The sequence below is a fragment of the Rhodococcus sp. IEGM 1366 genome, assembly GCF_033142425.1.
In the GTDB taxonomy this organism is placed as follows: domain Bacteria; phylum Actinomycetota; class Actinomycetes; order Mycobacteriales; family Mycobacteriaceae; genus Rhodococcus_F; species Rhodococcus_F globerula.
In genome coordinates this window covers 343,953-354,228 of the sequence record NZ_JAWLRZ010000004.1, presented here as the reverse complement: position 1 = coordinate 354,228, position 10,276 = coordinate 343,953, and the positions used below count along the sequence as shown (strand labels likewise).

The 10,276-nt window shown below is 60.7% G+C and carries 10 protein-coding genes and 2 tRNA genes; 3 read left to right on the top strand and 9 right to left on the bottom strand.

Going from position 1 to position 10,276, the window contains the following annotated elements; genetic code table 11:
• Positions 1-123: 123 nt before the first annotated feature.
• The 3 genes from R4P64_RS14400 to leuC all read right to left on the bottom strand — a co-directional run bounded on the left by R4P64_RS14400 (position 124) and on the right by leuC (position 3,013).
• Entirely contained in the window at positions 124-807 is a 684-nt protein-coding gene (locus R4P64_RS14400; protein WP_317821347.1) for an HU family DNA-binding protein, read from the bottom strand.
• 157 nt (positions 808-964) lie between these two features.
• Positions 965-1,573: a 3-isopropylmalate dehydratase small subunit gene (gene leuD / locus R4P64_RS14395; protein WP_033236578.1), complete on the bottom strand. Its 609-nt coding sequence runs from the start codon at positions 1,571-1,573 to the stop codon at positions 965-967.
• A 27-nt stretch (positions 1,574-1,600) separates the two neighbouring features.
• Entirely contained in the window at positions 1,601-3,013 is a 1,413-nt protein-coding gene (leuC, locus tag R4P64_RS14390; protein ID WP_033236579.1) for a 3-isopropylmalate dehydratase large subunit, read from the bottom strand.
• A gap of 183 nt (positions 3,014-3,196) precedes the next feature.
• On the opposite strand from leuC, the gene R4P64_RS14385 reads away from it, so the two are divergent.
• The 3 genes from R4P64_RS14385 (at position 3,197) to R4P64_RS14375 (ending at position 4,727) form a co-directional block, all read left to right on the top strand.
• Positions 3,197-3,898 carry an IclR family transcriptional regulator gene (locus R4P64_RS14385; protein WP_033236580.1) on the top strand — a complete coding sequence of 234 codons (702 nt, stop codon included), beginning with the start codon at positions 3,197-3,199 and terminating at the stop codon, positions 3,896-3,898.
• Positions 3,899-3,974: 76 nt separating this feature from the next.
• A complete protein-coding gene (locus R4P64_RS14380) occupies positions 3,975-4,484 on the top strand; it encodes a pyridoxamine 5'-phosphate oxidase family protein (RefSeq protein WP_033236581.1) in 510 nt (169 codons plus the stop codon).
• 30 nt (positions 4,485-4,514) lie between these two features.
• Entirely contained in the window at positions 4,515-4,727 is a 213-nt protein-coding gene (locus R4P64_RS14375) for a DUF5302 domain-containing protein (protein WP_033236582.1), read from the top strand.
• 143 nt (positions 4,728-4,870) lie between these two features.
• Here R4P64_RS14375 and R4P64_RS14370 read toward each other — a convergent pair.
• The 6 genes from R4P64_RS14370 to R4P64_RS14345 form a co-directional block, all read right to left on the bottom strand.
• Positions 4,871-4,943 (bottom strand) — tRNA-Glu (locus R4P64_RS14370).
• Between the two features lie 122 nt (positions 4,944-5,065).
• Positions 5,066-5,137, bottom strand: a tRNA-Gln gene (locus R4P64_RS14365).
• Positions 5,138-5,290: 153 nt separating this feature from the next.
• Positions 5,291-6,766, bottom strand: coding sequence for a glutamate--tRNA ligase (gene gltX / locus R4P64_RS14360; RefSeq protein WP_033236583.1), 1,476 nt, complete (start codon positions 6,764-6,766; stop codon positions 5,291-5,293).
• A gap of 92 nt (positions 6,767-6,858) precedes the next feature.
• On the bottom strand, positions 6,859-8,019 hold the full coding sequence (locus tag R4P64_RS14355; RefSeq protein WP_045067164.1) for an alkane 1-monooxygenase: 1,161 nt from the start codon (positions 8,017-8,019) through the stop codon (positions 6,859-6,861).
• 348 nt (positions 8,020-8,367) lie between these two features.
• Positions 8,368-9,141 (bottom strand): fumarylacetoacetate hydrolase family protein, encoded by a 774-nt coding sequence (locus tag R4P64_RS14350; protein ID WP_092808550.1) that lies wholly within the window; start codon positions 9,139-9,141, stop codon positions 8,368-8,370.
• A gap of 100 nt (positions 9,142-9,241) precedes the next feature.
• Positions 9,242-10,255: a 3-isopropylmalate dehydrogenase gene (locus R4P64_RS14345; RefSeq protein ID WP_033236585.1), complete on the bottom strand. Its 1,014-nt coding sequence runs from the start codon at positions 10,253-10,255 to the stop codon at positions 9,242-9,244.
• Between the last annotated feature and the right edge of the window lie 21 nt (positions 10,256-10,276).

Sequence of the window (10,276 nt, the reverse complement as noted above, 5' to 3'; positions counted from 1 at the left end):
GTCGCCAATTAGAAAAGAGTACTGAAAACAACGCAAGAGGCGCGACCCGCGATCGTCATCGCGGGCCGCGCCTCTTGCTCTTACTGCTTGCTTTCCAGCGTCAGGCTTTTCGCCCGAGCGCGACTACTTGGAAGCGCGCTTGGCCGGAGCCTTCTTGGCCGGAGCCTTCTTGGCGGCCGGAGCCTTCTTGGCGGGAGCCTTGGCGGCAACCGTCTTCTTGGCTGCGGTCTTGGCCGGAGCCTTCTTGGTGGGAGCCTTGGCGGCAACCGTCTTCTTGGCTGCGGTCTTGGCCGGAGCCTTCTTGGCGGGAGCCTTGGCGGCAACCGTCTTCTTGGCTGCGGTCTTGGCCGGAGCCTTCTTGGCGGGAGCCTTAGCGGCAACCGTCTTCTTGGCTGCCGTCTTGGCCGGAGCCTTCTTGGCTGCCGTCTTCTTGGCTGCTGCCTTCTTGGCTGCTGCCTTCTTGGCTGCTGCCTTGGTGGCCGGTGCTGCTACGCCGCGCTTGACTGCCGGGCCGCTGGCCGGAAGCTTCTGGCCGCCAGCGATAACCGCCTTGAACTGTGCGCCCGGACGGAAAGCCGGAACCGACGTCGGCTTGACCTTGACGGTCTCGCCCGTACGCGGGTTACGTGCAACACGTGCCGCACGACGACGCTGCTCGAAGACACCGAAGCCGGTGATGGTCACGCTCTCGCCACGGTGGACGGCGCGGACGATGGTGTCCACGACGTGCTCCACTGCATCGGTTGCTGTGCGCCTGTCCGAACCCAGCTTCTCAGTCAGAACATCGATGAGCTCTGCCTTGTTCATTGAAATTCCTCCGCAAATAATGGTCCACCGTAGGACCGACTGAGAACTACGGTAAACCTGATAACGGCAAGAGTCTATGTGCCACGCCAATTCTCAATCAACGTAGCCCCGAAATCGTGACCTATTTCTCTTCTTGCCCGCTATCCCCGATTTCCGTTCAGCCCTGGGAAATTTGGGCCGGGAGGGTAGTCGGTTTCCATGACGGCCTTGACTTTTCGAACTCGGAAATCGCCTCTACCTGGCGCAATGTCAGTCCGATGTCGTCGAGACCCTCGAGCAGACGCCACCTCGTGTAGTCGTCAATACTGAAGGGCACCACCGTTGTTCCGGCACTCACTGTCCGGTTCTCGAGGTCGACGGTCAATTCCAGTCCGGGCTGTTCTTCGAGCAACTTCCACAGCAGTTCGACGTCGCTCTGCTCCACCTGTGCGGCCAGCAGGCCCGCTTTTCCGGCGTTGCCGCGGAAGATATCTGCGAAGCGCGACGCGATCACAACGCGAAAACCGAAGTCGGATAGCGCCCAAACGGCATGCTCTCGCGACGAGCCTGTTCCGAAATCCGGACCGGCAACAAGGACGCTGCCCTTGTCGTACGGCGCGTGGTTGAGGATGAAGTTCGGATCGGTGCGCCAGCCGGCGAACAATCCGTCCTCGAACCCGGTGCGCGTCACGCGTTTCAGATAAACAGCCGGGATGATCTGGTCGGTGTCGACGTTCGAGCGCCGCAGCGGTACGCCGATTCCCTTGTGCGTGCTAAAGGATTCCATCAAAATTCTCCTCGAGTGTTAGGTACGTCAGACCAGATCGGACGGTGCCGACAACGTTCCACGGACGGCGGTGGCGGCAGCGACGAGCGGAGAAACCAGATGCGTCCGCCCGCCTTTGCCTTGACGGCCTTCGAAATTCCGGTTCGACGTCGAGGCCGAACGCTCACCAGGCGCCAACTGATCCGGGTTCATACCCAGGCACATCGAGCAGCCGGCCTGGCGCCACTCTGCTCCTGCGGCAACAAAGATGTCGCCAAGGCCTTCACTTTCGGCCTGCGCGCGCACCCGCATCGAACCGGGAACGATCAGCATCCGAACACCTTCTGCGACATGGCGACCCTCGAGAACGCCGGCGACCTCACGCAGATCTTCGATTCGACCGTTGGTGCAGGAACCGACGAAGACGGTGTCGACCGAGACCTCACGCAGCGGCATTCCGGCGTCGAGTCCCATGTAGGTGAGCGCCTTCTCGGCTGCCTGACGTTCGTTCTCTTCGACGATTTCTTCCGGATTCGGAACACGGTCACCGAGCGGCGCACCCTGTCCCGGGTTGGTTCCCCACGTGACAAAAGGCGTCAGAGCACTGGCGTCGATGTGGACTTCGTTGTCGAATTCCGCTCCGTCGTCGGTCTTCAGCAGTTCCCAAGCAGCCACTGCTGCATCCCAGTCCGCGCCGGTCGGCGCGTGCGGACGTCCCTTGATGAACTCGTACGTGATCTCGTCCGGGGCGATCATGCCGGCACGGGCACCGGCCTCGATCGACATGTTGCAGATGGTCATACGCGCTTCCATCGACAGTTTCCGGATCGCCTCGCCGCGGTACTCGAGGACATATCCTTGGCCACCGCCGGTGCCGATCTTGGCGATGACAGCAAGAATCAGGTCCTTACTCGTGACGCCAGGCGGCAATTCACCGTCGACGGTGATCGCCATCGTCTTGAAGGGGCGCAACGACAATGTCTGCGTTGCCATCACATGCTCGACCTCGCTGGTGCCGATTCCCATTGCGAGAGCGCCGAAAGCGCCGTGGGTCGAGGTGTGCGAGTCGCCGCACACGACGGTGGTTCCCGGCTGAGTCAGTCCGAGCTGCGGGCCGACCACATGCACGATGCCCTGATCCAGATCGCCCATGCGGTGCAAGCGAACTCCGAACTCTTCACAATTTCGGCGCAGGGTGTCGACCTGTGTCTTGGAGACAGGATCGGCGATCGGCTTGTCGATGTCGATCGTCGGGACGTTGTGATCCTCGGTGGCGATCGTCAGATCGGGACGGCGCAACTTCCGTCCGGCCAATCGCAATCCGTCGAATGCCTGCGGGCTTGTCACTTCGTGGACGAGGTGGAGATCGATGTAGATCAGGTCGGGATTCTGTCCCTCGCCTTTCACTACAACGTGGTCGTCCCACACCTTCTCGGCGAGAGTGCGTGCTTTCTGTGCCATGTCTTCCACCTCTGTACGTAGCCTCGCGTCGACGAACTACGGGCTGGCCCGCCGCGCGTGAAATGTAAGTCCGACAGCCCAACAGTTCTCATGCTGCGCATCAAATTCTCGAAAAGTGGATGCTGCTGACCTGTCGAAGATCATGCGCTACTATCCCACTATGCGAGAACTTGGTATCGACCTATGAGACAGCATAGCGGCATCGGCGTGCTGGACAAAGCAATGGGCGTGCTTCATGCAGTAGCCGAGGAACCGTGCAGCCTCTCCGAACTCTGTGCGCGCACAGGCCTGCCAAGGGCCACCGCACACCGTCTTGCCGTCGGCCTCGAGGTCCATCGACTTCTCGCCCGCGACTCCGACGGCCTGTGGTGTCCCGGCCCCGGCCTCGCCGAATTGGCTGCCACTGCCAATGATCCTCTGATCGCCGCGGCGGGGCTCATCCTCCCCCGCTTGCGGGAGATCACCGGAGAGAGCGTGCAGCTGTACCGACGCGAAGGTACGGCACGCGTCTGCGTCGCATCGATGGAACCGCCGACCGGCTTGCGTGACACCGTCCTGGTCGGCGCGCGCCTGCCGATGAATGCCGGCTCGGGTGCCAAGGTCCTTCTCGCATGGGCAGATCCGCAGACTCAGCGCGCGGTTCTGGCCGACGCGACCTTCGGAGAGCGCGTCCTTCTCGAAGTTCGCCGGCGGGGCTGGGCCCAGAGTGCGGCCGAGCGCGAGCCAGGAGTTGCCAGTGTGGCGGCGCCGGTACGGGACAGCTCCGGCACTGTCGTGGCGGCGATTTCGGTATCCGGACCGATCGACCGGATGGGTAGGCGCCCCGGCGCACGGTGGGCAGCCGACCTTCTCGCGGCGGCAGAAGCGCTGCACAAGCGCCTGTAATCGGACACGTAATCATGTAATCCGTGCCACAGTAAGAACTTCAGGAGTACCCGCAGCCGAGGAGATCACTGCCGTCATGACCGGAAAACAACGCAGCCAGATCACGATGACGGAGTCCGAAATCTCGGACTTCGTCGAAAAGAGCCGTACTGCAACGATGGCCACGCTGAGCGGCGACGGTATGCCGCACCTCATCGCGATGTGGTTTGCGATCGTGGACGGCGAGATCTGGTTCGAGACCAAGGCCAAATCCCAGAAAGCCGTGAACCTACGACGCGACTCGCGGATGTCGGTCTTGATCGAGGACGGTCTCACGTACGACACTCTCCGAGGCGTCTCGATGGAGGGCGTCGGAGAAATAGTCGACGACCCCGACGCCTTGTTCGCGGTCGGCATCAGCGTCTGGGAGCGGTACACCGGGCCTTACTCCGACGATCTACGACCAGCAGTCGACGCCATGCTCCACAAACGCGTCGCGGTACGCTTCATCCCCGAGCGCACACGGTCCTGGGACCACCGCAAACTCGGAATGCCGGCGATGCCGTTGTCCGGGTCTACAGCTCCCGCTCCTGAAGGCGTAGCTTGACCACAGGCCCAAAATCCAAGGAGCACACAGATGAGCGAGCAGGACAGTACCAATCCGGAATCCGAAACGACGTCTGAATCGGAAACACCGGCGGAGGCCAACAAGCGCAAGTTCCGCGAAGCACTCGAGCGCAAGAACCACAGCAACGCCACTGCAGCCGATCATCGCGACGGTCAGTCGAAGGTCCACAGCACTCATGGTTCCGCTGATCACAAACGCGAATTCCGTCGCAAGAGCGGATAGGCACGCGGCCTTCCCGAAGATGAGATGACAATCACCCCAGTCGATTTCGACTGGGGTGATTGTTTTGTGGCGCCACTGTTCACTGATTGAGCGCATAACAAGAAAGACCCTCCGATCAGATGATCGAAGGGTCTTTCTTTTTGTAGCCCCGACGGGATTCGAACCCGCGCTACCGCCTTGAGAGGGCGGCGTCCTAGGCCGCTAGACGACGGGGCCAGGACACGCTTTAAGCATGTTCTATTTTTTCGCACTTCAAGAACTTCCCTTTCGGGCTGTTCTCTGGAAGCTCAGCAAGCTTAGCTTGTCTGAGTCCGGCTGCAAAATCGACCGGATTTTCGCTGGGGTACCAGGACTCGAACCTAGAATGGCGGTACCAGAAACCGCTGTGTTGCCAATTACACCATACCCCAAAGGTCTTGCTTGGCCTTGCTCGCTCCGCTTCGCTGTAATGCTTGGCGGCTCGTCTCCGGCCGAAAAGAAGATTACCAGTACCCCCGCCCCAAATACCAAATCGTATGGTCACGGGACGTTTTTACTTCATTTCCGGCCGGAGACAATCCTATTTAGGCGCTTACTGCTGCCCTACCGGCACGCAACCGGGCAAGAGAGACGTCGCGACCGAGCAATTCCATCGACTCGTACAGCGGAGGGCTGATGTGAGAGCCCGTAATCGCCACCCGGACCGGAGCGAAGGCCTTACGCGGCTTGAGCTCCAGATCCTCGATGAGCGCCTTCTTGAGGGCTTCCTCGATACTTGCCGCCGTCCACTCCGAGACAGCGTCGAGTGCAGCAAGAGACGCGTCCAGAACCGGACCCGCATCTTCCTTCAGGTTCTTGGCCGCAGCAGCAGGATCGAGAGCAAACGACGCCTCGTCGACGAACAGGAACTTCAGCAGATCCCACGCGTCGGACAGAACGACGATGCGGGTCTGCACGAGGTCCGCCGCAACAGTGAACGTCGCCTCGTCCACGTCGGCACTGATATGGCCGTGCTCGACCAGGAACGACTTCAGGCGGGCCGCGAAGTCGGCCGGCTCGAGCAAGCGAATGTGCTCGGCGTTGATCGCGTCGGCCTTCTTCTGGTCGAACCGTGCCGGATTGGAATTGACCTTGGAGATGTCGAACGCCGCAACCATCTCGTCGAGCGAGAACACGTCGTGGTCGTCCGCGATACTCCAGCCGAGCAGAGCCAAGTAGTTCAACAGTCCCTCGGGGATGAACCCGCGGTCACGGTGAATGAACAGGTTGGACTCGGGGTCACGCTTGGAGAGCTTCTTGTTGCCCTGACCCATCACGAAGGGAAGGTGACCGAAGGACGGCGTGAAATCCGCAACACCGATCCGGATCATCGCCTCGTACAGAGCCAACTGCCTCGGAGTGGACGAGAGGAGGTCCTCACCGCGCAGAACGTGCGTGATCTTCATCAACGCATCGTCGACGGGATTGACCAACGTGTAGAGAGGAATGCCGTTGCCGCGCGTCAACGCGAAGTCCGGCACCGTTCCGGCCTTGAACGTGGTCTCGCCGCGAACGAGGTCGTTCCACGTCAGGTCGTGATCAGGCATCCGAAGGCGAACTACCGGCTTACGTCCGTCTGCGATGTACGCCGCGCGCTGCTCGTCGGTGAGATCCCGATCGAAATTGTCGTAGCCGAGCTTCGGATCGCGTCCGGCTGCCTTGTGCCGCGCTTCCACCTCTTCGTTGGTCGAGTACGACTCGTAAGCCTCGCCCGCCGCAAGCAACTTTGCGACGACGTCGAGATGCAGATCACGACGCTCGGACTGGCGGTACGGCGCATGCGGTCCACCGACCTCGGGGCCCTCGTCCCATGTCAGACCCAGCCAGCGCAGGGCGTCGAGGATCGCCTGATAAGACTCTTCGCTGTCCCGTTGAGCATCGGTGTCTTCGATGCGGAACACGAAGGTTCCACCGTGATGTCGTGCGAACGCCCAGTTGAAAAGGGCGGTGCGCACCAAACCCACGTGCGGGGTTCCGGTGGGTGACGGACAGAAACGGACGCGTACTTCGCTGTTGGTCATGGCTCACTTGGCTCGGCGATGATGGATGGTCGTACTACAGATTAGTCCCGCCGACTCTTCGTTTTCCCTGAAAGTGGTGAGCGCGCCAAACGTCAGCGCCCGGGGAGCACGTTTATCCGGCTCATGTCGCCGTCGTAATACGCAAGAAGTCGCTTGTCCATGATCGAGCGCCACAACGGCGGGACCCACGCACAGACGATCATGACCGCGTATCCCGCCGGCAACTGCGGTGCGTCGGCGGCGCTACGAAGGCTCTGGTAGCGCAAACGCGGATTGGCGTGATGATCACTGTGACGCTGCAATTGATAGAGGAACAAATTGCTCACGACATGGTCGCTGTTCCAACTGTCCTCCGGTGAGCAGCGAACGTATGTACCGTCGTCACGCTTGGCACGGAGCAACCCGTAATGCTCGAGGTAGTTCGCTGTTTCGAGGAAGGTGAATCCGGCAATGGCCTGCACAACGAGCCACGGCGCGATCTCCCAGCCGAATACCGCGATGAGCGAGCCGAACAACACCACACTCATCGCCCATCCATTGAGGATGTTGTTCTTGTAACTCCAGGTACTCACTCCCGCACGTTCGAGGCGAGCGCGCTCGATCTGCCACCCGGAGCGCAGCCCCCCGATAACGCTCCGCGGCAAGAAGAACCAGAAATTCTCGCGGTACCGCGAACTTGCGGGATCTTCGGGTGTTGCCACCCGCACGTGGTGACCGTGATTGTGTTCGACAAAGAAGTGGCCGTAGAAAGACTGCGCCAGTGCGATTTTGGCCAACCACTTTTCGAGCTTCTCACTCTTGTGGCCCATTTCGTGCGCCGCGTTGATACCAACGCCGGCAACGACTCCGACGGTCATCGCGAGTGCGAACTTCTCCCCCGACGCCATCGGCGAATTCACCCAGCACCAGCACGCAAACACGAGGCCGATGTATTGCAACGGCAGAAACAGGTACGTGCACCAGCGGTAGTAACGATCGGCCTGCAACTCCGGAATCTTCTCGTCCGGCGGACTGTTCCCGTCCTCACCGGCAAGCAGATCGACAAGCGGAATCACAATCACGATCAACCAGGCCCCGACAGCCCAGAACAGACCCAGCGTCAGCTTCTCCACCAGGAACCACGCCGCGAACGGACTGAGCGGCACCAGTAGACCTAGCGGCCACAGATATCGCTTCTTGTCGCGCCACTTCGGTGCTGCGGACTCACTCGGCCCGATCGACCGAGTGCGCCGGTACGCAGTAAAGGCGCCCATGTGCCACAGCCTCCATTTTCCGAAATCTCATTAATACCCCACTGGCATCACACCAGTTATCGACCAGAATACGGATGAACGTTACATTGGCAAACCCAGGGTTATCATCTATACGATTTGCCCTTTTAGTCGGATTTGTTCCTATTCTGGCGATAAACATGCAGGTAAAAATACACATTCAGGAACCTCTCATCGCGCGTCCGTAAGGCTGATTCGACGCAATTGTGATGATAACTACCTCATAACTATTTCAACCTCCTGCAAGGCGGGACATACAGTTATCAAACCGACAAGAAATCGAAAAGGGGCCTCACCCGTACGGATGAGGCCCCTGATCGAACGTGATGGTCAGCGTTTTGCGATCACCGGGTTGGTGAGCGTGCCGATCCCGGACACCGTGACCGAGACGGAATCGCCGGCAACGATCGGACCGACCCCGGCCGGGGTGCCCGTGAGGATGACGTCGCCCGGGAGCAGAGTCATGACAGCCGAAATCCACTCGATGATCTTCGGAATGTCGTGCAGAAGGAAAGCAGTGCTGCTGTCCTGCTTGACTGCGCCGTTGACCTCGGTCTTGATGTCGACGTCCGACGGATCCAGAGCCGTTTCGATCCACGGACCGAGCGGGCAGAACGTGTCATGACCCTTTGCTCGGGTCCACTGACCGTCGTGGCGTTGGTGATCGCGCGCAGACACGTCATTGGCAACGGTGTATCCGAGAACAACACTCAGGGCCTTTGCGGCCGGAACGTCCTTGCACGGCTGCCCGATGACGATCGCGAGTTCACCCTCGAAATGCACTTCGGTTGAACTGGGCGGCAACACGATCGGCGCACCGGGGCCGACGATGGATGTGTTGGGCTTGAGGAAGATCACCGGATCTGCCGGCGCCTCGCCGCCCATCTCGGCAACATGATCCGCATAGTTCTTGCCGATGCAGATCACCTTGCTGGCAAGGATCGGCGCCAACAGGCGCACATCGGCTAGTGGCCAACTACGGCCGGTAAAGGTGGGGTTCCCGAACGGGTGCTCGGCAATTTCCTTGGCGACGAGGGCATCCTCTTCACCTTCGATACTGACAAACGCAACACCATCGGGACTGGCAATTCGACCAAGACGCATGCGGGCAAGTCTATCGGGGTGCCGGAAACGACTGACGCGCGCAAGCCGTAAGGCTTACGCGCGTCAGAGTCGTGAGACGAATCTTACAGAGCGGCGGTGCTTACAGTGCCGCAGTAATGCGGTCGCCGATCTCTGTGGTGGAGATCGGGCCGTCGCCGCGGGTAGCCAGGTCAGCAGCGACCACAGCCTCGACGCGAGCGGCGTCGTCCTCGCGTCCGAGATGGCGAAGAAGCAGTGCGGCAGAGAGGATCGCGGCGGTGGGATCTGCGATTCCCTTGCCTGCGATGTCCGGGGCACTGCCGTGAACGGGCTCGAACATCGACGGGTTGGTACCGGACGCATCGATGTTTCCGCTTGCGGCCAAACCGATTCCGCCGGTCACCGCGCCGGCCAGGTCGGTGATGATGTCACCGAACAGGTTGTCCGTCACGATGACGTCGAAGCGCGACGGGTCGGTCACCATGTAGATGGTGGCAGCGTCGATGTGGCAGTACGCCGTCTCGACGTCCGGGAACTCCGCTCCGACGGTCTCGATCGCACGCGTCCAGATCGCTCCCGCGTTGGAAAGCACGTTGGTCTTGTGGATCAGCGTGAGGTGCTTGGAACGCGTCTGCGCCAACGCAAATGCGTAACGAACAACACGCTCGGCGCCGAACCAGGTGTTGATCGACACCTCGGTCGCGATCTCGTGATCGGTGCCGACGCGGATGGCGCCACCGTTACCGGTGTACGGGCCCTCGGTGCCTTCACGAACCACCACGAAGTCGATCTCGGGCTGCGCCGCGAGCGGCGACGTGGCACCCGGGTACAGCTGCGCCGGACGGAGATTGACGTGATGATCGAGCTGGAAACGCATGTTCAGCAGCAAACCGCGCTCGAGAATGCCCGGCGCAACGATCCGCGGATCGCCGATGGCGCCCAACAGGATTGCGTCGTGCTGACGGATCTGGTCCAGCTCGTCTGCAGGCAGCAGTTCACCGGTGGCGTTGTAGCGACGGGCACCGAGATCGTATTCGGTGGTTTCCAGATCGGGGACCAACTTGCCGAGCACCTTGAGTGCTTCAGCTGTGACCTCGACACCGATTCCGTCACCGGGAATGACCGCAAGCTTCATTGAATCCTCATTCGGTAGAAC